Genomic DNA, 22,984 nt, shown 5'->3' on the forward strand with positions numbered 1-22,984 from the left:
GACGCTGGGACAGGTCACCAGCCTTGCGGAACCTAGTCCCGTCCGCCCGCTCGCACGGCCCGGCGACCGCCCGCACTGCGTCGAACGGCCCAATCAACCATCCGTCCGGGGGGTCAGGGGCGTGTCGCGGGACGCCCGCCGGTGGCTCACCCGGCGTCGCGTTCCACCGTCGTCGTGACCCGGGTGACGGCCGGCCGCCGCGGCACCGAACCGAAGCCGAAGCGCACCGGCGGTTCCACGGGCGCCGACGCGCCCAGGTCGCGGCCCTCGAAGGTCGCCGACAGCGATGTCACCGGGCGCAGGTCCCGGGCGCCGTACCACTCGCGGCGCCCGCCCCCGGCGCTGCCCCGGGTCCGCACCCCGGGCATCAGCAGCCGGGCCGGACGGTCCGTCAGGTCGCTCCAGGCGGGGCGCCGGGCCAGCGGCGCCGGGACCGCGCGCAGGAGCAGGCCCAGCGCGGTCCGGCGGCCGGTGGTGAAGCGGAGCCGCAACGGCCCCGCGGTGACCGTCCACACCCGGCCCGCGACCGTCACGTCGACCGGGACGACCCGCACGGTGTCGAACGTGTAGGTCGCCGCGACGAAGTCGGCAGTCTCCGGTGTCGGCGCCAGCAGCAGCCGTTCCCCGTCGGCCCGTTCGAGCATCACGTCGGAGAACGGACCGAACGGCGACACCGGCCAGTGCCCGACGACGATCCGCACCCCGGACGTCGTGCCGAGGCCCGCGATCCAGCCGTCGAAGCGCAGCCGGCGCCGCCGCGCGGCCCCGCTCATCCGACGATCAGCTCCGTCACCGCGCGCAGGCCCCCCTCGGCCAGCGCGGCGCGCTGCCGGTCGGCACCCGTCCCGTCCTGCAGGAGCCGGTGCACCAGCCCCGACACCAGCCGGGTGTCCCCGGCCTCCTCCAGGGCCGGCGAGACGTGCCGCAGGAGTTGATACAGCACGTCACCGGCCCGCCGGCTCTCGCCGTGGGGATCGACGAGCGTGTCGCTCAGACCGTGCCGGGCGGCATGCCAGAGCGACGCCCGCAGCAGCTCCGGCGCGACGTCGGGCGCGGGCGCCCCGGCCTCGACCGACTCCAGCTCGGTGCGGACGAGGGCCCGGACCAGACCGGCGAACAGCAGGGCGTCGTCCGGGCGCAGCTGCACGTCCAGGCAGCGCACCTCGATCGTCGGATAGCGCGCCGACAGACGCACCATCCAGTACAGCTGGCCGATGTCCGCGATCAGACCGGTCTTCAGCAGCCGCTGCACACGCCGGTCGTAGTCGGCCACGTCCGTGAAGTACGGCGGCATGCCGCTGACCGGCCAGCGGTCGAAGACGACCGTGCGCCAGCTGGCGAACCCCGTGTCGTGCCCGTCCCACAGCGGGGAGTTCGCCGCCATGGCGGTCAGCGTGGGCAGCCACACCAGCAGCCGGTTCATCACCTGCACGCCCTCCTCGCGGCCGGGGACGGCCACATGGACGTGCATGCCGTTGACCAGTTGCTCCGCGACCAGTTGCGGGGCCTGCGAGCGCATGGCCCGGTAGCGGGCCTTGTCGGTGACGGCGACCGGCCGCCCGTGCCGCAGCGGCGAGGTCCCGCAGGGCGCGAGCCGGCAGCCGTACCGCTCGGCCGCCGCGCCGACGGCGTGCCGCAGCCGCAGCAGATGCCCGCCCGCCTCCTCCAGCGTCTCGCACACCGGCGTGGCCACCTCGACCTGCGCCTGCAGCAGCTCGCTCTGCACCTCCTGGTCGCCCACGAAGGGCGCGAGGCCCGCCGCCGCGCGGACCTTGTCGGCCGCGGGCACGGGCAGACCCGTCACCGGGTCCAGCAGCAGGTACTCCTCTTCCACACCGATCGTCGTCATCGGTCGCTCTCTGTTCCGCCCCGTCGCCGGAGTCTCCGTCTCCACCGTGGCGGGCGCCGCCGTCGGGCGCACGCCCACCGGGAACCGAGTGCCGCGGTTCCCGCACCGGAAACCGGATCCGCCACGGGGAGAAAGGGCAGGGACACCGCGGGGGTAGTGATCAGTCCCGGCCCGGGGTACTGCGGTGGGTCCGGAGGAGTCGGGAACGCCTGCCGAGGCGGGGCGGCCTCCGGGCCCCGCCGGACGGGACGGTCATGACGCCGGTCAGCGACGACACCACCGACGAGGCGGTCGACGTCCACTTCGTCGGCAACGCCACCCTGGTGATCCGCTACGGCGGGCTCACCCTGCTCACCGATCCGAACTTCCTGCACCGCGGCCAGTACGCCCACCTCGGATACGGCCTGTGGAGCCGCCGGCTGACCGAGCCCGCGCTCGACGTCGCCGACCTGCCCCGGCTGGACGGGATCGTGCTGTCCCATCTGCACGGCGACCACTGGGACCGCCGCGCGAGCCGGTACCTGGACCACACGGTGCCGGTCGTCACCACCCCGCACGCCGCCCGCCGGCTGCGGGTCCTGCACCGCTTCCCCCGCACGGCGGGCATACGGACCTGGCGCGGGCTCACCCTGGGCACCGGCCGCGAGCGGGTCCGGATCACGGCGCTGCCGGGCCGGCACGCGGGCAACGCGGCCCTGCGGGCGCTGCTGCCCCCGGTGATGGGCAGCATGCTGGAGTTCGGGCGGGCCGGCGGCCCCGTCCGGCTGCGGCTGTACCTCTCCGGCGACACCCTCGTGCACGACGGCCTGGACGAGATCACCCGGCACTTCCCGGCCGCCGACCTCGCCGTGCTGCACCTGGGCGGCACCACCCTGCCGGGCGGCTTCGTGGTGACCATGGACGGCGCCCAGGGCGCCGAGCTGGCCCGCCGCCTCGACCCGCGTCGCGTGCTGCCCGTGCACTACGACGACTACACGGTGATGCGCTCCCCGCTGAGCGCGTTCGTGGACGAACTGGAGGCCCTGGGCCTCTCCGACCGGCTGATGCCCTGCCGGCACGGACAGCGGCTCATCGTGACGCCGGGGAAGGCACCGGCTCCGGTGTGAGCACCGGGACGATCCGGCGGCGGCGGAGCTCCTCCAGGGCGCCCTGCTGCCGGCGGGTCCGCTCCAGCAGACGGTCCAGGTGGTCCGGGTCGAGGCGTTCGTCGCGGTCGGCGAGGTCCCGCAGCGTCTGCCACAGCGCCGCCCTGCCCTCCGCCTCCAGCCGCAGCGCCTCCAGCTCCACCAGCGGACTCAGCGGGGAACGCCGTACGATCCGGCCGTTGCCCTTGAGCCGCCCGAGCCGCTCGGCGAGCCGGCCCGCGTACACCTTGTACGCCCGGACGGGGACGTCCAGCCGCCGCATCACGGCGACGAGCGCGCCCCGGTCCTCCGCGAGTTCCGCCGCCAACGGCTCCAGGGCCGCCGCCAGTTCCGGACCGGCCGACGACCGGGCCATGTGGCGGGCCCGTTCGACGCCGCCGGTGGCGGCGGCCAGGTGGTCCTTGAGGTAGATGCCCAGCAGGTTCACGACGGCTCCTCCCGGCGCCTCAGGCGGCCATCGCGCTGGGCGCCGGCGCGCGGACGGCTTCCATGACCAGGCCGCTGCGCACCCGGGACGGCAGCCGGTTCAGCGGGATCCGCAGATCCTGGGCGGGCACCCGGTACTCCAGGCGGGCCAGCCGCGGCCCGAGGGCCGACAGCAGCGCCACCGTGATGTCCTCACCCGGGCACCGGTGGCCCGCGGCCCGGTCGCCGCCCCCCTGCGGGACCAGCTCGTCGCGTCCGGGAGCCCGGCCCACGAACCGCTCCGGGTCGAAGGTGTACGGGTCGCTCCACACGTCCGGGTCGTGGTTCTGGCCGAACAGGTCCAGCAGGATCAGGGTCCCGGCCGGGATCGGCTCGCCGTCCCACTCCAGGTCGGTGGCGGCCCGGCCGCCCACGAACGGGGCGAACGGGTAGAAGCGCCGCAGCTCATGGGCGAACGCCACGGCGTACGCCGGATCGTCCTCGGCCAGCCGGTCCCGGATCTCCGGCCGGTGGTGCAGCGCGTGCCCGGCGTAGGTGACGAACCAGGTCACCGCGGCGGTCGGCCGGATGACGTTGAGCAGCTCGACCGCGGCCGTGTGCGGGTCGAGCGGGCGGCCGTCGGCGTCCTCGTGCCGGACGACCGCGTCCAGCGCCGACCCCTCCGGCGCGGTGGCGGTGCCCGCGCGCACGTCCTCCACGAGCCGGCACAGCCAGGCCTCGCCGCGGGACCGCGCCCGCCGGGCCCGCCAGTGCCGCGGGCCGGGTGTGGCGAACCCGTCGACCATGGCGACCAGATCGCGGGCCACGCCGTCCACGTCGTCCACCGGGATGCCGGCCCACCGGCAGACGCCCCGGGTGAGCACCCGGCTCGCCTCGTCGAACAGGACCACGGACGGACGCGCGCACCAGGCCGGCACCGCCTCGTCCCAGGCGGCGCCGACGCTCTCCACCACCCCGGCGACGGCCTCGCGCCCGGTGAGCAGGTCCAGGAACATGCCTTTGCGGACCCGGTGCTCCACGCCGTCCAGGGTGTGCACCGCGCCATGGCCGAACAGGGTGCTCAGCACCGGGCCGGGCAGCGCCGGACGGCGGGCCACGTGCCGTTCGTCGTAGAAGAACCGCACCGCCTCCGGGCCGCGCAGGGCGACCGTGTGCCGGCCCATCACCCGCGCCCGCACCAGGGAGCGCGCGGTGCGGCGCCGGCGGTCCGGGAGCCAGGCGTATCCCTTGGCCAGCAGGGCCAGTGAGCTGTCCGCGATCGGGGCGCTACTCAGATGCATGCGGGCCGGGTGCCCGCCGGCCCCCACCGGAAACGCGGCCCCGGAGCCGCCCGAGCCGCCCCCGCACCGGGCGGCCGGCCCGTCAGGAGCCCGTCGGCTGCCCGGCCCGGTCACGCGGGTTCGCCCGGGCCACCGCGGCCGTCAGGGCTCCGCGCACGTCCTCGGGCAGCCACCCCTCGTGCGGCCAGCGCACGACGAGCTCGGCCACCTCCCGCAGCTTGGTGTTGGTGTGCTGGGAGATCTCCTTGAGGACCTCCCAGGCCGTGCCGGGGCGCACCCCGCCGTAGGCGACCACCACTCCGATCGCCTGGTCCACGATCGCGTGCGAGAAGACGGCGCGCTGAAGCTGCGCCACCTCCTGCCGCAGCGCCGCGATCGTCTCGTCGCTCTCCACCTGCTCCGACATGGCGAAATGGGTCTCCGGAAGGTCAGTCGTGCCGTTATTGACACGCTGCCCCCGATCGGCGCGGAAGAGGGTGCGGTGAACGAATCGTCGCAGTGGTGGCTGTACGGAAAACGAAATGCTGCGATGCTTCGAAGTCGGAGCATCCGGTCGCCCGGACCGGTGACGGCGTCGAATCGGGGCAGAAGGTTCCCATGGGTTCGCTGATCTTCGACAGTGACGACCTCGAGGTGACCGAGGAGTTCCTCTGCCGCGCCTACGCCCGCATGCGCATCGGGAGCACCACCCCCGAGTCCAGCAGGGCGCGCGTCCGCCGCGACGCCGGCGCGTCGATGAGCGTGGACGAACTCGAACTCGACTTCGAGATGACCTACTCGGTGGCCCCGCTCGGCCGGATCTGCCTGTGCGTCGTCCACGAGGGCACCGTCCGCGACCACGTCTTCCAGGGGGTCCGGGACGACTTCGGTCCCGGTGACGCGGTGTTGTTCGCGCCGCCGGACCTGCCGTTCGCGGGCCGGGTCGACAACGCCCGCTACAACATCACCATGTTCGACCCCGGCCTGCTCGACCAGGTCGCCGCCGGGTCCGGGAAGACGCTGCTCGAGCCCGTCCGGCTCACCGGGCACCGGCCGCACGCCCCGGCCGCCGCCGAGCGGCTCCGGCGCACGATCGTCTACCTGCGCGACCATGTGCTGGGCGACACGGACGCCGCCGCGGAGCCGCTGGTCGTGTCGGCCGGCGCCCAGCTGCTCGCCGCGAGCGTCCTGGCGGCCTTCCCGAACAACGCGCGCACCGACCCCACCGCCCGGGACCGCGCGGACGCCCACTCCGCGACCCTGCGGCGCGCCGTCGCGTACATAGACGACCACGCGCACGAGCCGATCACCGTCGCCGACATCGCCGCCGCCGCCCACGTCACCATCCGGACGCTGCAGTACGCGTTCCGCCGGCACCTGGACACGACACCGCTCGGCTACGTACGGCAGGTCAGGCTGAGCCACGCCCACCGCGATCTGCTCGCGGCCGGACCGGGCGACGACACGTCGGTGGGTGCCGTCGCCGCCCGCTGGGGATTCCCGCACCCGGGGCGTTTCGCCTCCCTGTACCGCGCGATGTACGGCACCAGCCCGTCGCGCACGCTGCGCGGCTGAGCGGCCGTCGGGAGGGTCAGGGCAGGCGCTGGCCCTCCACGACCTCGGACAGGTCCAGCTCCCGCGCGACGAGGGCGTGCGCGGTGTCCGTGAGGCGGCACCGCCCCCGGGTCACATACGTGTTGAGCAGCCGGGCGGCCTCGGCGACGCTGACGTCCGCGTGCTGCGCGAGCATGCCCCGGGCGATGTCCAGCGTCGCCTTGGCGGCGATGACGCTCTGGACGCGGGTGATGACGTCGTCGCTCCGGGCGGGCTCGGTGGACCAGTGCATCAGCCCGAGCGTGGCGGAGTCCGCGAGGGCCTGCGCGAGATGCACGTCGTTCTCGGGGAGACGGCCGGTGCTGCCGCGCAGCAGGGTGAGGACGCCGATGGGACGGTCGTGCAACTGCATCGGGACCGCCTGCAGGGAGCCGTAGCCGGTCTCCAGCATGACGCCGACCAGTCTGGGCCAGCGCGCGTACTCCACCGCGATGTCCGGGACGGACACCGGGTGGGCGGTGCGGTAGCACTCCATGCAGGGCCCCTGGCCGGTCTGCACCTGGAGCACCTCGATGAAGGCGGCCTCCTCGTCGGTGGTGGCCATGGTCCTGAGATGACCGCGCGCGTCACCGATCATCACGGCCGCCGCGTCCGTCTCCAGCAGGTCCGTGCAGGCGTGCACCAGGCGCTGGAACAACCGCAGCGGGTCGAACTCCGCCGCGTAGGTGTCGGACAGGGCGACGAACGTCTGCGCCAGCTGCCGCTCGCGGTTCATGCGCGCCTCCCCGGCGTGATGGTTCGGACACGGATCATCGGTTCGGTCAGTCGTCTCGCAGGTCGAGGGAGCGGTTCAGTACGGCACGCGCGACCTCGACGGCCGTGCTGCCTTGGGCGAAAGCCCGCGCCCGCAGGCGCAACAACGCCTCCTCCGCGCTGACGCCGAGCTGGACCATGATCATGCCGGTGGCCTGATGCACCTCCTCGCGGTCGGTCTCCGCTCCTGACAGCCACGTTACGACTCCTTCGGGGTCGGGCGAAGCGTGGTCGAGGGCGACCACGGTCAAAGTGACCGCGTCGGCGACCAGCAGGGCGGTGCGCACCCGCTCCACGGGCAGGGAACCCGGCACGTCACGGTAGAGATCCAGCGTGCCCAGAGCCGCCCCGGCGCCGGCGAGGGGCAGCGAGAAGGCGGCCGCCGCGCCGGCTCTCGAAGCCTGCACGGAGAACAGGGGCCAGCGGCGTGTGTCGGGCGGCGACCCGAGATCGGTGGCGGACACCGGGGCCCGCAGCCGGACCGCCTCCAGGCTGGGGCCCTCGCCGAGGGTGTACTGGATGTCCGCGAGGCGGGAGGAGACCTCGTCGCTGGCGCAGAGCACGACACCGGAGGAGGTGCCGTTGCCGAGGACCGACACCGACAGGCCCGACATCTCGGGCAGCAGGGTGGCGCAGGCCTCGCACAGGGCCTCCGGCACGGCGGCGGCCGGCAGGCCGTGCACCCGGCCGATGAGTTCATGGGCGATCCGCGTCCGCTCGACGTCCATCGCCCGCTCGGCGTCCCCGTCCCCGAGGAGACCGTCATCGGCCACGACCCTCACCTCCCCGCGGCCACGCTGGACAAGGCTTGTCCGATCTTGGCACAAGGAACTCCTCCGTCGTACCGCCCGGCGCCCGCGGCCCCGCACCCGGCGGCCCGGTCCGCTTCCGTCGGTGCGGGGCGGCTGGAAGCTCCGGCTGTCCGGCCCCGGCACGGTCGCCGGGTTTCCTCGGCATGCCGGAGGGAAACGCGCGCCGGGCACCCGTGAGCCGTTCGGCTCAACAGGACCCGGTGCCGTGGCACAGTGGCCCCATGTGCGGCCGATACGCCTCCACCCGCAGCCCCCAGGACCTGGCCCAGCTGTTCCAGGTCGACGAGTGGCACCCGGAGGAGGCCCTGGAACCCAGCTGGAACGTGGCTCCCACCGATGACGTGTGGGCCGTCCTGGAACGCCGGCCGCGCGGCGCCGGCGAGGACGCCCCGGCGCCGCGCGTGCTGCGGCCGATGCGCTGGGGCCTGGTGCCGTCCTGGGCGAAGGACGTGAAGACCGGCGCCCGGCTGATCAACGCGCGCGTGGAGACCGTCCACGAGAAGCCCGCCTTCCGCCGCGCCTTCGTCAAACGCCGCTGCCTGCTCCCGGCGGACGGCTTCTACGAGTGGGAGCAGGTCCGCGACGACCCCTCGGGAAAGGTCCGCAAGCAGCCCTACTTCATCCACCCCGAGGACGGAAGCGTCCTGGCCCTCGCCGGTCTGTACGAGTTCTGGCGCGACCCGGCCGTCAAGGACGACGACGACCCGGCGGCCTGGCTGCTGAGCTGCACGATCATCACCACCGAGGCCACCGACGCCGCCGGCCGCGTCCACCCCCGGATGCCGCTGGCGCTCGCTCCCGACCACTACGACGCCTGGCTCGACCCGCGCCACGAGTCCCCGGACGGCCTGCGCGCCCTGCTGGTCCAGCCGGCGGAGGGCCACCTGGCCGCCCGCCCCGTCTCCACGGCGGTGAACAACGTCCGCAACAACGGCCCCCGGCTCCTGGAGGAACGGACGTAGGGTCGGGGGCGCCGGGCACGACCGACCTCACCCCGCCGGAGGGCACGCGTGACGACCACCACCCCGACGCTCACCCTGGACGACGTCCGTGACGCGGCCGCGCGCCTCGCGGGCGTCGCCCACCGCACCCCGGTGCTGCGCTCACGCGTCCTGGACGAACGGGTCGGTGCCGAGGTGTTCCTGAAGTGCGAGAACTTCCAGCGGGTCGGCGCCTTCAAGTTCCGCGGCGCCTACAACGCGGCGTCCCGGCTGACCCCCGATCAGCTCGCCCGGGGCATCGCCGCCTACTCGTCCGGGAACCACGCCCAGGCCGTCGCGCTCGCCGCCCGCGAGCTCGGGACCACCGCGGTGATCGTCATGCCCGAGGACGCGCCGCCGTCGAAGCGGGCCGCGACCGAGGGCTACGGCGCCGAGGTCGTCACCTACGACCGCTACACCGGGGACCGGGTGGCGATCACCGAGGCGCTGGCCGCCGAGCGGGGCCTGACCGTGATCCCGCCGTACGAGCATCCGCACATCATGGCCGGGCAGGGCACCGCAGCGCTCGAACTCCTGGAGGAGACCGGGGAGCTGGACCTGCTGGTGGTGCCGGTCGGCGGCGGCGGGCTGATGGCGGGCAGCGCCACGGCGGCCAAGGCCCTGTACCCGGGCATCCGGATGACCGGGGTCGAGCCGGAGGCCGGGGACGACACCCGGCGGTCGCTCGCCGAGGGGCGCCGCGTCAGCGTCCCGGTGCCCCGCACCATCGCCGACGGGCAGGCCGTGCACACGCCGGGGGAGCTGACCTTCGCGGTGAACCGGCGGCTCGTCGACGACATCGCGCTGGTCGGCGACGACGAGATCCGCGACGCGATGCGGTTCGCCTTCGAACGTTTGAAGATCGTGGTCGAGCCGAGCGGCGCCACCCCGCTCGCGGCCCTCCTCTCCGGCCGGACCGGACCGCTCCCGGGCCGGGTCGGCGTGATCGTCTCGGGCGGCAACGTGGACGCCGGACGGTTCGCCGAGCTGTGCGGGCCGGGGAGCTGAGTCCCGGCTGGCGGGCCCCGGTGGCCGGGCGGACCATGGGGTGGTAGAGGGGCCGGCCGCCTACGGCGGTGCCCAGGGCCGCTGGGAGACCGGCCCGGCCGCGTGCGCGGGACGCGGCCCGAAGGGAGCGCGCCATGCTGGAAGTGAAGATGCTCGAGAAGCCGGACGAGCGGCGTGATTTCCCCCGCGGCCACATCGAGGCGGTCCACCTGAGCGACCTGGACTTCGCCGTGGCCACCCTGGAGCCGGGCTGGCGCTGGAGCGAGTCGCTGGCCCCGATCGTGGGCACCTCCAGCTGCGAGATGCACCACAACGGCTATGTCGTCCAGGGCCGCCTGCACATCCGCATGAACGACGGCGCCGAGACCGAGGTCGGCCCCGGTGACGTCTATGTGTGCAGCCCGGGGCACGACGCCTGGGTCGCCGGTGACGAGCAGGTCGTCGTGTACGACTTCCAGGGCCAGACGGCCCGTGAGTTCGCCAAGCACTAGGCGGGGCGAGCCAGGGCGCGTGCCGGTCCGTCAGACGGTGATGACGACCTTGGCGCGCGCGTGCTCGACCTCCAGGTACCGGATCGCCTCGGCCGCTTCGCCCAGTTCGTAGGTCCGCTCGACGACCGGGGCGATCCTTCCCGACTCGGCCAGTTCGCGCAGGGCCGCGAGGTTGGCGCGGCTCTGCCGGGCGGTGACGTCCCGCAGCCGCTGCCCGCCCGCGAAGGGCGCCGCCAGCTGCCGTTTGAGGAACAGCGCCATCGGCCCGACGACACTGCCGCCCTCGTAGACGCCTCCGCCGGACAGGACGAGCGTCCCGGTGGGGGCGAGGGCGCGCCGGAGGTCCCCCAGCGAGCGGTTGCCCACGAGGTCCAGCACCACGTCCCAGCGCTCACCGCGCCGGGCGAAGTCCTCCCGGGCGCGGTCGATCACCTGGTCGGCGCCCAGTGAGCGGACCAGGTCGGCGTTGCGCGCGCTGCACACGGCGGTGACCTCGGCGCCGTACGCCTTGCCGAGCTGCACGGCGAAGGTGCCGACGCCGCCCGAGGCGCCGTTGACCAGCAGGCTCTGGCCCTCCTGGAGGCGGGCGACGTCCCGGAGCGCCATCAGCGCGGTGTTCCCCGCCAGCGGCATCGCGGCCGCCTGCTCGAAGGTGAGCCCGGCCGGCTTGGGGCCGATCTCGTCGGCGCGGGCGCACACGTACTCGGCGAAGGTGCCGTCGGCCTCGCCGTACACCTCGTCGCCGGGCTGGAGCCCCGTGACCCCGGCGCCCAGCGTCTCCACCACCCCGGCGAGGTCCCGGCCCCGGATACGGGTCCTCGGCCGGCGCCAGCCCATCATGCCGCGCCCGATCAGCGGGTCGCCGTGCATGAAGTGCCAGTCGTAGGCGTTCACGGACGCCGCCCGCACCCGCACGAGCACCTCGCCGGCGCCCGGCACCGGCCGTTCGGCGTCCGTGAACTCCAGGGTGTCCGCGGAGCCGTACCGGTCCTGGACCACTGCCTTCATGGGGTCCCCCCTCCACTCACGCCGAGCGTAGGAAAGGCCGCGGGGCCTGACCATCCGGGCCGCACCCTGATTTCTCCCCGGGCCCCCGGCGGCCGGTGCCAGGGCCACGCACCTCACACGCCCGCGCGCTTGCCTCCGAAAACCGATCGGTTTACGCTGCGGGAAGTGGAAACCGATCGGTTTCCTCGCGGGTCGGCACGACACGCACCCCCGTTATCGAGGAGAGATTCATGACCGCCATCGAAGGATCCGTCGCCCTGGTCACCGGAGGCAGCCGCGGCATCGGCCGGGCCCTGGTCGACGCCCTCTACGAGCGCGGCGCGAAGAAGGTGTACGCCACCGCCCGCGACCCGCGCACCGTCACCCACCCCGACGCCGTGCCGCTGGCCCTGGAGGTCACCGACCCCGCGTCCGTCGCCGCCGCGGCCGAGCAGGCCCAGGACGTCACCCTGCTGATCAACAACGCGGGCGCGTCCGTGAACGCGAACTTCCTCGACGCGCCCGTCGACGACGTGCGGCGCGAGTTCGAGACCAACTTCTACGGGCCGCTCCTGGTCACCCGCGCCTTCGTGCCCGTCCTCGAGCGCAACGGCGGCGGCCACATCCTCAACGTGCACTCCGTGCTGTCCTGGATCGGCCTCGCCCACTCCTACAGCGCCTCCAAGGCCGCCCTGTGGTCGGCGACCAACTCGCTCCGGCTCGACCTGCGCCCGCGCGGCATCGAGGTCACCGGCCTGCACGTCGGCTACGTCGACACCGATCTGACCGCCCACATCGACGCGCCCAAGGTCACCGCCGAGAGCGTCGCCGCGCAGGCGCTCGACGGCATCGAGGCGAACGCCTTCGAGGTGCTCGCCGACGACGTCTCCCGCCAGGTCAAGGCCGGACTCGCCGCCGACCCGGCGGTCCTCTACGGGAAGTTCGCCGCCTGATCACACCGGCAGCAGGCGCCCCACCAGGGCGCTGAGCTGCCGGGCGGTCCGGCACTCGTGCATCTCCACCAGCTCGGCGTAGTCCGGGGCGGCGGAGTCGCCGGTGCCCCAGCGGGAGTGCTGCTCGGGGTTCAGCCAGTACACGCGGCGCGCCCGGCGCGCGATCCGGCGGACGGCCGGCAGGTTCGGGTCGCTCATGTTCGTGCGGGCGTCACCGAGGACGAACACCGTGGTCCGCGGGCCCACCGCCTCCTCGTACCGCTCGGCGAACTCGCCCAGCGCCATCCCGTAGTCGCTGCTGCCGTGGTAGCCGGTGATCCCGGCCTCACCCTGGATGCGCGCGGCCAGCCCCTCCGGGTCGGCGGCCCCGTGCTCCAGGAGCCCGGTCACCTCGTCGACCCGGTTGACGAAGGCGAACACCCGCACCTTGGAGAACTGGTCGTGCAGCGCCTGCACGAGCAGCATCGTGAAGTCGGAGAACCCCGACACCGAGCCCGACACGTCGCACAGCAGCACCAGTTCGGGCCGTGCGGGCCGGCGCCGGCGCAGCACCGGCCGCATCGGCACCCCGCCCGTGGACAGCGAACCGCGCAGGGTCCTGCGCAGATCGATGCTGCCCCGCGAGGCCCGCCGGCGCCGCGCGGCCAGCCGCGTCGCGAGCTTGCGGGCCAGCGGCCGCACCGTCCGCCGCAGCTCCGCCAGCTGATCCCGGCCGGCGAACAGGAAGTCGACCCGGTCGGCGGTCGGCCGTACCGCCCGGCGGGCGATCTCGTCCCGGCCGCGCCGCTCGGCCACCCGGCGCCGCGCCTCGGCGGCCACCATCGCCCGGAAGGCGTCGATCCGGCGCCGGATCTCGTCCTCCAGCAGCCGGTCGGTGAACCCGGAGGTGCCGCCCCGCGCCCGTACGTCGTCGCGGACCCGCGCCATCAGTGTCTGCGGCCGCAGCCGCTCCAGCGTCTGGTACGACGACCAGCCGTCCGACTCCGGCGCCGAGCCGTAGCCGCCGAAGCCGTCGACCGCCTCGGCGGCGAGCCGCAGCATCAGTGCCCGGTCGTCGGTGGCGAGCGCCTCCGCCAGCCGCTCCCGCAGATCCTCGCGGCCCGCCGACGGCTGCTCCGGACCCCCGACGCCGCGCGGGAAGTACAGGTCGAAGACCGGGTCGAACACCTGCCGCTGCCCGGTGCCGTGCAGCAGGGTCGCGGCCAGGCCCTCCCGCAGCAGCTCCCGGTCCGCGAGACCGAGCGCCTCGACGGCCCGGGCCGCGTCCACGCTCTCGCCCGTGCCGATCCGCACGCCGTGCGCCCGCAACGCCCCCACCAGGGACGTCAGCCGCTCGGCCACCCCCGGGGGCGTGGTCACAGGGCGTCCAGGTCGAGCTTGGCGGTCGCCTTGAGCACGTCGTCCTGGTGCTTGAGCAGCACCCCGAGGGTGGACCGCACGACCGTCTCGTCCAGCGTGCCCGCGCCGAGGGCGAGCAGCGTGCGCGCCCAGTCGATGGTCTCGGCGACCGACGGCACCTTCCGCAGGTCCATGGCCCGCAGCGCGCCCACGACCCGGACGACCGAGCGGGCCAGCGCCTCGTCGAGCCCCGGCACCTTCAGCCGGACGATCCGGCGCTCCAGCTCCTCGTCCGGGAAGCCGATGTGCAGGAACAGACAGCGGCGGCGCAGCGCCTCGGACAGCTCCCGGCTGGCATTGGAGGTGAGGACCACGAAGGGCTTGCGGGTCGCGGTGATGGTGCCGAGCTCCGGCACGGTCACCTGGAAGTCGCTGAGCACCTCCAGCAGCAGGCCCTCCACCTCGACGTCGGCCTTGTCGGTCTCGTCGATCAGCAGCACCTTCGGGTCGTCGCCCCGGATGGCCGTCAGCAGCGGCCGGGTGAGCAGGAACTCCTCGCTGAAGATGTCCGTGCGCGTCTCGTCCCACGTCTCGTCGCGGCCCGCGCTGATGCGCAGCAGCTGCTTGGCGTGGTTCCACTCGTACAGCGCCCGGGACTCGTCGACGCCCTCGTAGCACTGGAGCCGTACCAGCCGGGCGTCCGCCACCTCGGCGACGGCCTTGGCGAGTTCGGTCTTGCCCACCCCGGCCGGGCCCTCGACCAGCAGGGGCTTGCCGAGCCGGTCGGCGAGGAAGACGGTCGTGGCGACGGCGGGCGAGGCGAGGTAGCCGGTCGCGGCCAGACGCGCGGAGACGTCGTCGACGGAAGTGAACAACGGGGCCTCCGAGGGGAGTGTCCAAGCGCTTGTTCAGTGGATGATGCCACGAGCGTTCCCGGCACCGGAAGACGGTACACCGATCGGTTTCCTCGCGGCCCCGCGCGCGGTACCCTCACGGGTATGGCCACATCAGACAAGGCGTCCACCCGGGACCGGCTCCTCGACGCGGCGTCCGAGCTCTTCTACCGCGACGGCGTCTCCATCGGCGTCGAGGCGCTGTGCCGTACCGCCGGCGTCTCGAAGCGGTCCATGTACCAGCTCTTCACGTCCAAGAACGAGGTCCTGGCGGCCAGCCTGCAGCGCCGGCTCCCCGCGTACGAGGCGCAGCTGATCCTCCCCGAGCAAGTGCCCGGCACCCCGCGCGAGCGCATCCTGCACGTGTTCGAGCGCCTGGAGAAGAGCGCGGCCGAGCCCACCTTCCAGGGCTGCCCCTATCTGGCCGCGCTGGTCGAACTGAAGGACCCCGAGCACCCCGCCAGCGTGGTCGCCCGGGGCGCCAAGGACGGGATGCGGGACTACTTCCGCGCCCAGGCCGAGCGCGGCGGCGCCCGCGACCCGGAGCTGCTGTCCCGGCAGCTCATGCTGGTCTTCGACGGCGCCAACGCGCGGGCGGGGGCCCGCGTCGAGACCCTGGACGGGCTGACCACGGAGACCGTGACGGTACTCCTCGACGCGTCCGGCCTGGCCTGACGGGCCGGCCGTCCGTCAGCCCAGCAGGATCACTTCCAGGGTGCGCGGACCGTGCACCCCCTCCACCCGGTCCAGTTCGATGTCGCTGGTCGCCGACGGCCCGGAGATCCACGTCAGGGGACGCGCCGGGTCCAGGCGGTCGAGCGCCTGCGGGACGGACGACACGACCTGCTCCGGGACCCGGACCACACAGATGTGGTGGTCGGGGACGAGGGTGATCCGGCGCCGGCCCTGGTCGGGGGAGCCGTCCAGGACGATCGTGCCCGTCTCCGCGACGGCGACCGCGCAGCCGGTCACCACGCTCTCCACCCGGTCGAGTTCCTGGGGTGTGCTCTGCGCGCGGTCCTCGACCCGCTCGGGGCCGTCGGCCGGCAGCCACTCCGGCGGCAGCCCGGCCGGAACGAGCACCTGCCGGGCCCCCCGCGCGTCCAGCAGCCGCCGCACGAGGCCCGGCAGCTCCTTCGCGTCCGCCCGGTGCACGACCGCCCGGTAGTCCGCCAGGTTCTCCGCCAGCAGATCCACCGTCTCCTCGACGGTCCGCTTCCCGTGCTCGCGCAGATAGTCCCGCTCGACCGGCGCGTCCTCACCCGGCGGCACATCCGCCAGCGCCCGCCGCACCCGGCCCAGAATCCGCTCCCTGGAGCTCACTTCGCCCCGTCCTTTCCGCCGTTCGTCCGCCGCCACCAGTCCCGGAACGGCTCCGCGGGCACCTGCGGCAGATCACGCGTCCCGCTCCACGCCCGGCCCGGACCGGGCAGCGTCCGCGGATGCAGCCGCCGGGTGCGCGAGGCGATCCGCTGCCCGGTGCGCAGGGCGCCCGGACGGCTGAACGCCCAGCGGGCCGCCCGCATCGCCGCGCGCTCGGCCGCGTGCCCCTTCGCGGGCTTCAGGACCACCTTGTCGCCCCGTGAGGTCACCTGTCCGCCCTCGACGACCCGCTCCCGCAGATGCACCAGCACCTCCGGGATGTCGATGGCGACCGGGCACACCTCGTAGCAGGCACCGCACAGCGACGAGGCGTACGGCAGCGACGCGTCGATCTCGCTCCCGGTGCCCCGCAGCTGGGGGCTGAGGATGGCGCCGATCGGGCCGGGATACACCGAGCCGTAGGCGTGCCCGCCCGCCCGCTCGTACACCGGGCACACGTTGAGGCAGGCCGAGCAGCGGATGCAGCGCAGCGCCTGCCGGCCCACCTCGTCGGCGAGGGTGTCGGTGCGCCCGTTGTCGAGCAGCACCAGATGGAAGGCGCGCGGCCCGTCCCCGTCGGTCGTCCCGGTCCACGTCGACGTGTACGGGTTCATGCGCTCGGCGGTGGAGGAGCGGGGGAGCGTCTGCAGGAACACCTCCAGGTCCCGCCAGGTCGGCACGAGCTTCTCGATGCCGACCACCGAGATCAGTGTCTCGGGCAGCGTCAGGCACATCCGCCCATTGCCCTCGGACTCCACGACGACCAGGGTTCCGGTCTCGGCGACCATGAAGTTGGCGCCGGAGATCCCCACCTTCGCCCGCAGGAACTTCTCCCGCAGATGCAGCCGGGCCGCCTCGGCCAGCTCGGCGGGCGTGTCCGTCAGCCCGTCCGGGGCGGGACGGCCCCACGCGCCCATCTCACGGCGGAAGATGTCCCGGATCTCGCCCCGGTTGCGGTGGATCGCCGGGACGAGGATGTGCGAGGGCCGGTCCCGGCCCAACTGCACGATCAGCTCGGCGAGGTCCGTCTCGTAGGCGCGGATGCCCTCCGCCTCCAGCGCCTCGTTCAGGCCGATCTCCTGCGTGGCCATCGACTTGACCTTCACGACCTCCGACTCGCCGGTCGCCTTGACCAGGTCCGCCACGATCCGGTTGGCCTCGTCGGCGTCCGTCGCCCAGTGCACGGTGCCGCCGGCCGCCGTGACCGACGCCTCCAACTGCTCCAGATAGCGGTCGAGATGACGCAGCGTGTGGTCCTTGATCCGCCTGCCCGCCTCCCGCAGCGCCGCCCAGTCCGGCACCTCGGCGACCGCCTTGGCGCGCTTGGCGCGGATGGTGTGCGTGGCGTGCCGCAGATTGCCCCGCAGCGTCGCGTCGTGCACCGCCTCGCGGGCGGCCTCGGGGAACGCCGGCATCCCGACGAACGTGCCACTCATACGGCCGGGTCCTCCTTCGTGCTCGCCAGGATCTCCGCGATGTGCACCGGCCGCATCCCCGTCCGCAGCCGGGCCATGGTGCCGCCGATGTGCATCAGACAGGAGTTGTCGGCCGCGCACAGCACCTCGGCGCCCGTCGACACGGCGTTGCGCACCTTGTCCGCGCCCATCGCCGCCGAGACGTCCGCGTTCTTCAGCGCGAACGTGCCGCCGAAGCCGCAGCACTCGTCGGCGCCCGGCAGTTCGGCCAGCTCCAGTCCCTCGACGGCCCGCAGCAGCCGCAGCGGCCGCTCGCCGAGCCCCAGCGACCGCAGTCCGTGACAGGTCGGGTGGTACGTCACCCGGTGCGGGTAGTACGCCCCGACGTCCGTCACCCCCAGCACGTCCACCAGGAACTCCGTCAGCTCGTACGTCCTGGGCACCACCGGCGCCAGCGTGGCCGCGAGCGAGTCGCCGCGTCCCTCGGCCCGCGCCCGCTCGCCCATCCGCGGATACAGCTCCCGCACCATCGCCCCGCACGACCCGGACGGGGTGACGATCGCGTCGTACTCCCCGAAGACATCGAAGAAACGCCGGGCCAGCGGCTCGGCCTCATGCCGGTAGCCGGTGTTGTAGTGCGCCTGCCCGCAACAGGTCTGCGCCATCGGGAAGTCGACCTCGACACCCAGCCTGGTCAGCAGTTTCACCACGGCACGCCCGGTGTCCGGATAGAGCGTGTCGTTGACACAGGTCAGGAACAGGGCGACACGCATCGCGGCTCCTTCGGGGTCGGTCATGGGACGAGTCAGGGTAGTGCGGCGGCACGCGCGCGGGCAGACCCGCTCACGCCCGGGCGAGCCGGGCCTCCGCCGCCGCCCAGAGCGCCGGGTCCCCGCCCGGCTCGTACCGGGCGAGCGGCTGGGTACGGCGCAGCAGGCGCCGCCCGTCGGCCAGGTCGCCCACGAGCCCGTGGGCCCGTGCCTGGACGAGGACGTTGCCCAGGGCGGCCGCCTCGGCCGGGCCGGCCACCACGGGCAGCCCGCACGCGTCGGCCGTCAGCCGGCACAGCAGCGCGTTGCGCGCCCCGCCGCCCACGACGTGCACCACGTCCACCGGGTGACCGGCCAGCCGCTGGGCGTCGAGGACGGCCCGCCGGTGCGCCAGGGCGAGCGAGTCGAGGATGCAGCGCGTGATCTCGGCGGGTGACGCGGGCACCGGCTGACCCGACGCCCGGCAGGCCGCGGCGATCCGCTCCGGCATCCGGCCCGGCGCCAGGAACGCGGTGTCCCCGGCGTCCACGACCGACCGCAGCGCGGGCACCAGGGCCGCCTCCCGCAGCAGTCCGTCCAGCTCGGGGTCGCCCCAGGCGCGCAGGCACTCCTGGAGCAGCCAGAGCCCCATGATGTTCCGCAGGTGGCGGACCGTGCCGTCCAGGCCCAGCTCGTTGGTGAAGTTGGCGGCCCGGCTCTCCTCCGTCAGGACCGGCGCCCGCAGTTCCAGACCGGCCAGCGACCAGGTGCCCGTGCAGATGTACGCGAACCGCTCGCCCTCGGCCGGTACGGCGGCCACCGCCGACGCGGTGTCGTGCGAGCCGACCGCCGTCACCGGCACCGGCCCGCTGAGCCCGGTCTCCTCCAGTACCTCCTCGCGCAGCAGGCCCGCCGGGTCGCCCGGGTCGCGCAGCGGCGCGAAGAGACGCAGGTCGACCCCCAGCCGGTCGGCGACGCCGTACGCCCAGTCGCGGGTGCGCGGGTCGATCAGCTGGGTCGTGGAGGCGTTGGTCAGCTCGGTGCCCTGCTCGCCGGTCAGCCAGTAGGAGATCAGGTCGGGGATGAGCAACAGCCTCCGCGCCTGCGCCAGTTGAGCGGAGTCCCGGGCGGCCGCCAGCTGGTAGAGGGTATTGAACGGCGCGTACTGAAGGCCCGTCGCCGCGTACAGCTCGGCGGGCGGCACGGCCTCCCACACCGTCCGCGCGACCCCGTCCGTCCGGGTGTCCCGGTAGTGCACGGGGTTGCCGAGCAGGCCCCCGTCCGCGTCCAGCAGCCCGTAGTCCACGGCCCAGCCGTCGATGCCGACCGAGTCGACCGGCCCGGCCGCCCGCAGCCCGTCCAGCACCCCGGCGTACAGCGCGAGGACGTCCCAGCGCAGCCCTTCCGGCACCCGTACGGGCCGGTTGGGGAAGCGGTGCGCCTCGGTCAGCTCCAGGGTGCCGGGGCCGACCCGGCCGACCATGACGCGCCCGCTGGACGCGCCGAGGTCGACCGCCGCGTACGCCCGTACGTCCCCACTCCTCTTCCCGCTCATCGCAGGAAAGCGGCCGCGACCCCGGCGTCGACCGGGATGTGCAGGCCGGTGGTGTGGGCCAGCTCGCCGCCGGTCAGCGCGAAGACGGCGTTGGCGACGTGCTCGGGCAGCACCTCCCGCTTGAGCAGGGTGCGCTGGGCGTAGAACTCGCCGAGCTTCGCCTCCTCCACGCCGTACACCGCGGCCCGCCGGGCGCCCCAGCCGCCGGCGAAGATGCCCGAACCGCGCACCACACCATCGGGGTTGATGCCGTTGACGCGGATGCCGTGCTCACCGAGCTCGGCGGCGAGCAGCCGCACCTGGTGGGCCTGGTCGGCCTTGGTGGCGCCGTACGCGATGTTGTTCGGGCCCGCGAACACGCCGTTCTTGGACGCGATGTAGACGATGTCGCCGCCGAGCCCCTGCGCCGTCATCACCCGGGCCGCCTCCCGGGACACCAGGAAGGAACCACGCGCCATGATGGCGTGCTGGAGGTCCCAGTCCCGCGCCGACGTCTCCAGCAGCGGCTTGGAGATGGAGATGCCCGCGTTGTTGACGACGAGGTCGACGCCGCCGAACGCGAGGACGGCGGACCGGAAGGCGGCGGCGATCTGCTCCTCGTCGGTGACGTCCACCGTCACGGCGGCGGCCCGGTCGGGGCCGCCCAGTTCCTCGGCGACGGCGGCCGCGCTCCCGCCGTCCAGGTCCGCGACGACCACGCACGCGCCCTCTGCCGCCAGCCGGTGCGCGATGGCCTTGCCGATGCCGCTGCCCGCACCGGTCACCAGCGCGACCCGGGCCGCCAGCGCCTTCGGCGGCGGCATCCGCCGCAGCTTGGCCTCCTCCAGCTCCCAGTACTCGATGCGGAACTTCTCCGCCTCCTCGATCGGCGCGTAGGAGGAGACGGCCTCGGCGCCGCGCATCACGTTGACGGCGTTGACGTAGAACTCGCCCGCCACCCGGGCGGTCTGTTTGTCCTTGCCGAAGCTGAACATGCCGACCCCGGGCACCAGCACGATCGCCGGGTCCGCCCCGCGCATGGCGGGGGAGTCCGGCAGGGCGTGCCGCCGGTAGTAGGCGGCGTACTCCTCGCGGTACGCGGCGTGCAGCTCCGTCAGCCGGGCCAGGGCCTCCTCCAGGGGCGCGGTGGGCGGCAGGTCCAGGACGAGCGGCCGCACCTTCGTGCGCAGGAAGTGGTCGGGGCAGGAGGTGCCCAGCGCGGCGAGCCGCGGGTGCTCGGCGCGCGCCAGGAAGTCGAGCACGGTCTCCGAGTCGTCGAAGTGCCCGACCTGCGGCCTGTCCCGCGAGGCGACGGCCCGTACGTACGGCGCGAGAGCCGCCGCCCGCTCCCGCCGCTCGGCCTCCGGCAGCGGCTCGTACCCCTCGACGACCGGCCCGAAGGGCTCCGGCCGCCCCCGCTCGGCGAGGAACCGCTCGGCGCTGCGGATGATGTGCAGCGAGTTCCGCTCGCACTCCTCGGAGGTGTCGCCCCACGCCGTGATGCCGTGCCCGCCGAGCACACAGCCGATCGCGCGGGGGTTGGCCTCCTTGACGGCGGCGATGTCCAGGCCGAGCTGGAACCCGGGTCGCCGCCACGGCACCCACACCACGCTGTCGCCGAAGCACTCCGCCGTCAGCTTCTCCCCGTCGGCCGCGCAGGCCAGCGCGATCCCGGAGTCCGGGTGCAGATGGTCCACGTGGGCGGCGTCGACCAGCCCGTGCATGGCGGTGTCGATGGAGGGCGCGGCACCGCCCTTGCCGTGCAGGCAGTAGTCGAACGCGGCGACCATCTCGTCCTCGCGCTCCACACCGGGGTAGACGCCCTTGAGCGACCGCAGCCGGTCCAGCCGCAGCACGGCCAGCCCGTCCTCGGTCAGCGTCCCGAGGTCGCCCCCGGACCCCTTGACCCACATCAGCTCGACGTCCCCGCCGGTGACGGGATCGGTCGCGGTGCCCTTGGCGGAGGCGTTGCCGCCCGCGTAGTTGGTGTTGCGGGGGTCGGCGCCCAGCCGACGGGACCGGGCGAGCAGAGCGGCGACTTCACGGTGAACCATGACAACCAGTCCTTGAGGTAGAGGGTGAGCGGAACGCTTCGAGGGGCGCGGGGAACTGCGCGATCAGCCCCCACGAACCCGCGGTCCGCGACGAACGAGAACCCGCGGACGCCTACGCCCCCCACCCCGCCTGCTCGCCCCCGACCCGCTCGGCCACGATCCTCTCCGCCCACCCCGAACGGGCGTACGCGGCAAGGGGATCGGGGTCCAGCCCCATCTCCTCGCGCACCTCGCGCAGCAACGGCCGCACATCGGTGCTGTACGCGTCCATCAGCACGGCGTTCGCCCCGAGCACGTCCCCGGAGGCCTGCGCGTCGGCCAGGGCGGAGCGGTCCACGAGCAGCGCCTTCGCGGTGGCCTCCTGCACGTTCATCACCGACCGGATGATCGCCGGGACCTTCGCCTCGATGTTGTGGCACTGGTCGAGCATGAAGGCGACGCCGGAGCCGAACCCGTCGCCGCGCACCACCTCGTACATGATCCGGAACAGCTGGAAGGGGTCGGCGGCTCCCACCATCAGGTCGTCGTCGGCGTAGAAACGGGAGTTGAAGTCGAACCCGCCGAGCCGGCCCTCGCGCAGCAGCGTCGCGACGATGAACTCGATGTTGGTGCCCGGCGCGTGGTGCCCGGTGTCCACCACGACCCGCGCCTTCGGGCCGAGTTTCAGGCAGTGCGCGTACGCGGTGCCCCAGTCCGGGACGTCGGTCGTGTAGAAGGCCGGCTCGAAGAACTTGTACTCCAGCAGCATCCGCTGCCCGTCGCCGAGCCGCCCGTACACCTCGGCCAGCGCCTCGGCCAGCCGGTCCTGACGGGCGCGGATGTCGTCCTGGCCGGGGTAGTTGGTGCCGTCGGCGAACCACAGCTTCAGATCCCGGGACCCGGTGGCGTCCATGATGTCGATGCACTCCAGCAGATGGTCCACGGCCTTGCGGCGCACGCCCGCGTCGGGGTGGCAGACGCTGCCCAGCCGGTAGGCGTCGTCCTGGAAGGTGTTGGAGTTGATCGTGCCCAGCCGCAGCCCGCGCTCCCCGGCGTGCCGGGCCAGCGAGGCGTAGTCGTCGACCCGGTCCCACGGGATGTGCAGGGCGACGGTGGGCGCGACCCCGGTGAACGCGTGCACCTGGGCGGCGTCGTCCAGCTTCTCCCACGGCGACCGGGGCACCCCCTGCTGGGCGAAGACCTTGAAACGCGTGCCCGAGTTCCCGTACGCCCATGACGGCGTCTCGACGGCCTGGGACTTGAGTGCGGCCTTCACCGCGGCGAGCTCGGTCACTGAGGGCTCCTGTGACGTCGGGACCTGGATCGGTGGGGGAGCGGACTGAACCTTCATCATGAAACGATTCAGGACCGGAACGTATGAGT

23 protein-coding genes are annotated in these 22,984 nt (G+C 73.8%); 7 read left to right on the top strand and 16 right to left on the bottom strand.

Annotated features, from left to right (window positions below; genetic code table 11):
- Positions 1-146: 146 nt before the first annotated feature.
- Complete coding sequence (locus F8R89_RS32385) at positions 147-773, bottom strand: hypothetical protein (RefSeq protein WP_151787310.1); 627 nt, start codon at positions 771-773, stop codon at positions 147-149.
- Positions 770-1,849, bottom strand: a complete 1,080-nt coding sequence (locus F8R89_RS32390; protein WP_151787311.1) for a glutamate--cysteine ligase — start codon at positions 1,847-1,849, stop codon at positions 770-772. Before F8R89_RS32390 ends, F8R89_RS32385 begins: the two co-directional genes overlap by 4 nt.
- A 254-nt stretch (positions 1,850-2,103) precedes the next feature.
- Here F8R89_RS32390 and F8R89_RS32395 point away from each other — a divergent pair, with 254 nt between their 5' ends.
- Positions 2,104-2,955, top strand: a complete 852-nt coding sequence (locus F8R89_RS32395) for an MBL fold metallo-hydrolase (RefSeq protein WP_151787312.1) — start codon at positions 2,104-2,106, stop codon at positions 2,953-2,955.
- Here F8R89_RS32395 and F8R89_RS32400 read toward each other — a convergent pair.
- The 3 genes from F8R89_RS32400 to F8R89_RS32410 form a co-directional block, all read right to left on the bottom strand.
- A complete protein-coding gene (locus tag F8R89_RS32400) occupies positions 2,918-3,421 on the bottom strand; it encodes a hypothetical protein (RefSeq protein ID WP_151787313.1) in 504 nt (167 codons plus the stop codon). The two genes, F8R89_RS32395 and F8R89_RS32400, sit on opposite strands and share 38 nt — an antisense overlap.
- A 19-nt stretch (positions 3,422-3,440) precedes the next feature.
- Positions 3,441-4,700 (bottom strand): cytochrome P450, encoded by a 1,260-nt coding sequence (locus F8R89_RS32405; protein WP_151787314.1) that lies wholly within the window; start codon positions 4,698-4,700, stop codon positions 3,441-3,443.
- 82 nt (positions 4,701-4,782) lie between these two features.
- The gene (locus F8R89_RS32410; RefSeq protein WP_151787315.1) at positions 4,783-5,106 is read right to left on the bottom strand and encodes an ANTAR domain-containing protein; all 324 of its coding nucleotides are present in this window, start codon (positions 5,104-5,106) and stop codon (positions 4,783-4,785) included.
- Between the two features lie 191 nt (positions 5,107-5,297).
- Here F8R89_RS32410 and F8R89_RS32415 point away from each other — a divergent pair, with 191 nt between their 5' ends.
- Positions 5,298-6,254 carry a helix-turn-helix transcriptional regulator gene (locus F8R89_RS32415; RefSeq protein WP_151787316.1) on the top strand — a complete coding sequence of 319 codons (957 nt, stop codon included), beginning with the start codon at positions 5,298-5,300 and terminating at the stop codon, positions 6,252-6,254.
- A gap of 16 nt (positions 6,255-6,270) precedes the next feature.
- Here the strand turns inward: F8R89_RS32415 and F8R89_RS32420 are convergent, their stop codons facing one another.
- Both F8R89_RS32420 and F8R89_RS32425 read right to left on the bottom strand, forming a co-directional pair.
- Positions 6,271-7,008 carry a GAF domain-containing protein gene (locus F8R89_RS32420; RefSeq protein ID WP_151787317.1) on the bottom strand — a complete coding sequence of 246 codons (738 nt, stop codon included), beginning with the start codon at positions 7,006-7,008 and terminating at the stop codon, positions 6,271-6,273.
- A 46-nt stretch (positions 7,009-7,054) separates the two neighbouring features.
- Positions 7,055-7,819, bottom strand: coding sequence for a GAF and ANTAR domain-containing protein (locus F8R89_RS32425; protein WP_151787318.1), 765 nt, complete (start codon positions 7,817-7,819; stop codon positions 7,055-7,057).
- A gap of 260 nt (positions 7,820-8,079) precedes the next feature.
- Between F8R89_RS32425 and F8R89_RS32430 the strand changes: the two genes are divergently transcribed.
- The 3 genes from F8R89_RS32430 to F8R89_RS32440 all read left to right on the top strand — a co-directional run bounded on the left by F8R89_RS32430 (position 8,080) and on the right by F8R89_RS32440 (position 10,337).
- Entirely contained in the window at positions 8,080-8,820 is a 741-nt protein-coding gene (locus F8R89_RS32430; protein WP_151787319.1) for an SOS response-associated peptidase, read from the top strand.
- A 48-nt stretch (positions 8,821-8,868) separates the two neighbouring features.
- On the top strand, positions 8,869-9,846 hold the full coding sequence (locus F8R89_RS32435; RefSeq protein WP_151787320.1) for a pyridoxal-phosphate dependent enzyme: 978 nt from the start codon (positions 8,869-8,871) through the stop codon (positions 9,844-9,846).
- A 134-nt stretch (positions 9,847-9,980) separates the two neighbouring features.
- Positions 9,981-10,337 carry a cupin domain-containing protein gene (locus F8R89_RS32440; RefSeq protein ID WP_151787321.1) on the top strand — a complete coding sequence of 119 codons (357 nt, stop codon included), beginning with the start codon at positions 9,981-9,983 and terminating at the stop codon, positions 10,335-10,337.
- A gap of 30 nt (positions 10,338-10,367) precedes the next feature.
- On the opposite strand, the gene F8R89_RS32445 is transcribed toward F8R89_RS32440, so the two are convergent.
- Positions 10,368-11,345, bottom strand: a complete 978-nt coding sequence (locus F8R89_RS32445) for an NAD(P)-dependent alcohol dehydrogenase (protein WP_151787322.1) — start codon at positions 11,343-11,345, stop codon at positions 10,368-10,370.
- Between the two features lie 230 nt (positions 11,346-11,575).
- Between F8R89_RS32445 and F8R89_RS32450 the strand changes: the two genes are divergently transcribed.
- Positions 11,576-12,277, top strand: coding sequence for an SDR family oxidoreductase (locus F8R89_RS32450; RefSeq protein WP_151787323.1), 702 nt, complete (start codon positions 11,576-11,578; stop codon positions 12,275-12,277).
- Here the strand turns inward: F8R89_RS32450 and F8R89_RS32455 are convergent, their stop codons facing one another.
- Together F8R89_RS32455 and F8R89_RS32460 are read right to left on the bottom strand one after the other, a co-directional pair.
- Positions 12,278-13,636 (bottom strand): VWA domain-containing protein, encoded by a 1,359-nt coding sequence (locus F8R89_RS32455; protein ID WP_151787324.1) that lies wholly within the window; start codon positions 13,634-13,636, stop codon positions 12,278-12,280.
- Positions 13,633-14,490, bottom strand: a complete 858-nt coding sequence (locus F8R89_RS32460; RefSeq protein ID WP_151787325.1) for an AAA family ATPase — start codon at positions 14,488-14,490, stop codon at positions 13,633-13,635. The genes F8R89_RS32455 and F8R89_RS32460 overlap by 4 nt, the downstream gene beginning before the upstream one ends.
- Positions 14,491-14,613: 123 nt before the next feature.
- Here F8R89_RS32460 and F8R89_RS32465 point away from each other — a divergent pair, with 123 nt between their 5' ends.
- Positions 14,614-15,183 (top strand): TetR/AcrR family transcriptional regulator, encoded by a 570-nt coding sequence (locus F8R89_RS32465; RefSeq protein ID WP_151787326.1) that lies wholly within the window; start codon positions 14,614-14,616, stop codon positions 15,181-15,183.
- Between the two features lie 15 nt (positions 15,184-15,198).
- Here the strand turns inward: F8R89_RS32465 and F8R89_RS32470 are convergent, their stop codons facing one another.
- The 6 genes from F8R89_RS32470 to rhaI form a co-directional block, all read right to left on the bottom strand.
- A complete protein-coding gene (locus F8R89_RS32470; protein ID WP_151787327.1) occupies positions 15,199-15,831 on the bottom strand; it encodes a LutC/YkgG family protein in 633 nt (210 codons plus the stop codon).
- Complete coding sequence (locus tag F8R89_RS32475) at positions 15,828-17,306, bottom strand: LutB/LldF family L-lactate oxidation iron-sulfur protein (protein WP_151787328.1); 1,479 nt, start codon at positions 17,304-17,306, stop codon at positions 15,828-15,830. Before F8R89_RS32475 ends, F8R89_RS32470 begins: the two co-directional genes overlap by 4 nt.
- Positions 17,303-18,058 carry a (Fe-S)-binding protein gene (locus F8R89_RS32480; protein ID WP_151788375.1) on the bottom strand — a complete coding sequence of 252 codons (756 nt, stop codon included), beginning with the start codon at positions 18,056-18,058 and terminating at the stop codon, positions 17,303-17,305. Before F8R89_RS32480 ends, F8R89_RS32475 begins: the two co-directional genes overlap by 4 nt.
- 70 nt (positions 18,059-18,128) lie before the next feature.
- A complete protein-coding gene (locus tag F8R89_RS32485; RefSeq protein WP_151787329.1) occupies positions 18,129-19,589 on the bottom strand; it encodes a rhamnulokinase in 1,461 nt (486 codons plus the stop codon).
- A complete protein-coding gene (locus F8R89_RS32490; protein WP_151787330.1) occupies positions 19,586-21,622 on the bottom strand; it encodes a bifunctional aldolase/short-chain dehydrogenase in 2,037 nt (678 codons plus the stop codon). The genes F8R89_RS32485 and F8R89_RS32490 overlap by 4 nt, the downstream gene beginning before the upstream one ends.
- A 112-nt stretch (positions 21,623-21,734) precedes the next feature.
- Positions 21,735-22,895, bottom strand: coding sequence for an L-rhamnose isomerase (gene rhaI / locus F8R89_RS32495; RefSeq protein ID WP_151787331.1), 1,161 nt, complete (start codon positions 22,893-22,895; stop codon positions 21,735-21,737).
- Between the last annotated feature and the right edge of the window lie 89 nt (positions 22,896-22,984).

The organism is Streptomyces sp. SS1-1, from assembly GCF_008973465.1.
In the GTDB taxonomy this organism is placed as follows: Bacteria; Actinomycetota; Actinomycetes; order Streptomycetales; family Streptomycetaceae; genus Streptomyces.

Coding starts and splice junctions, on each gene's coding strand:
- F8R89_RS32395 (WP_151787312.1), top strand. CDS start 2,104: ATGACGCCGGTCAGCGACGACACCACCGACGAGGCGGTCGACGTCCAC.
- F8R89_RS32480 (WP_151788375.1), bottom strand. CDS start 18,058: ATGCGTGTCGCCCTGTTCCTGACCTGTGTCAACGACACGCTCTATCCG.
- F8R89_RS32440 (WP_151787321.1), top strand. CDS start 9,981: ATGCTGGAAGTGAAGATGCTCGAGAAGCCGGACGAGCGGCGTGATTTC.
- F8R89_RS32410 (WP_151787315.1), bottom strand. CDS start 5,106: ATGTCGGAGCAGGTGGAGAGCGACGAGACGATCGCGGCGCTGCGGCAG.
- F8R89_RS32445 (WP_151787322.1), bottom strand. CDS start 11,345: ATGAAGGCAGTGGTCCAGGACCGGTACGGCTCCGCGGACACCCTGGAG.
- F8R89_RS32475 (WP_151787328.1), bottom strand. CDS start 17,306: ATGAGTGGCACGTTCGTCGGGATGCCGGCGTTCCCCGAGGCCGCCCGC.
- F8R89_RS32450 (WP_151787323.1), top strand. CDS start 11,576: ATGACCGCCATCGAAGGATCCGTCGCCCTGGTCACCGGAGGCAGCCGC.
- F8R89_RS32485 (WP_151787329.1), bottom strand. CDS start 19,589: ATGAGCGGGAAGAGGAGTGGGGACGTACGGGCGTACGCGGCGGTCGAC.
- F8R89_RS32430 (WP_151787319.1), top strand. CDS start 8,080: ATGTGCGGCCGATACGCCTCCACCCGCAGCCCCCAGGACCTGGCCCAG.
- F8R89_RS32490 (WP_151787330.1), bottom strand. CDS start 21,622: ATGGTTCACCGTGAAGTCGCCGCTCTGCTCGCCCGGTCCCGTCGGCTG.
- F8R89_RS32390 (WP_151787311.1), bottom strand. CDS start 1,849: ATGACGACGATCGGTGTGGAAGAGGAGTACCTGCTGCTGGACCCGGTG.
- F8R89_RS32465 (WP_151787326.1), top strand. CDS start 14,614: ATGGCCACATCAGACAAGGCGTCCACCCGGGACCGGCTCCTCGACGCG.
- F8R89_RS32405 (WP_151787314.1), bottom strand. CDS start 4,700: ATGCATCTGAGTAGCGCCCCGATCGCGGACAGCTCACTGGCCCTGCTG.
- F8R89_RS32420 (WP_151787317.1), bottom strand. CDS start 7,008: ATGAACCGCGAGCGGCAGCTGGCGCAGACGTTCGTCGCCCTGTCCGAC.
- F8R89_RS32415 (WP_151787316.1), top strand. CDS start 5,298: ATGGGTTCGCTGATCTTCGACAGTGACGACCTCGAGGTGACCGAGGAG.
- F8R89_RS32385 (WP_151787310.1), bottom strand. CDS start 773: ATGAGCGGGGCCGCGCGGCGGCGCCGGCTGCGCTTCGACGGCTGGATC.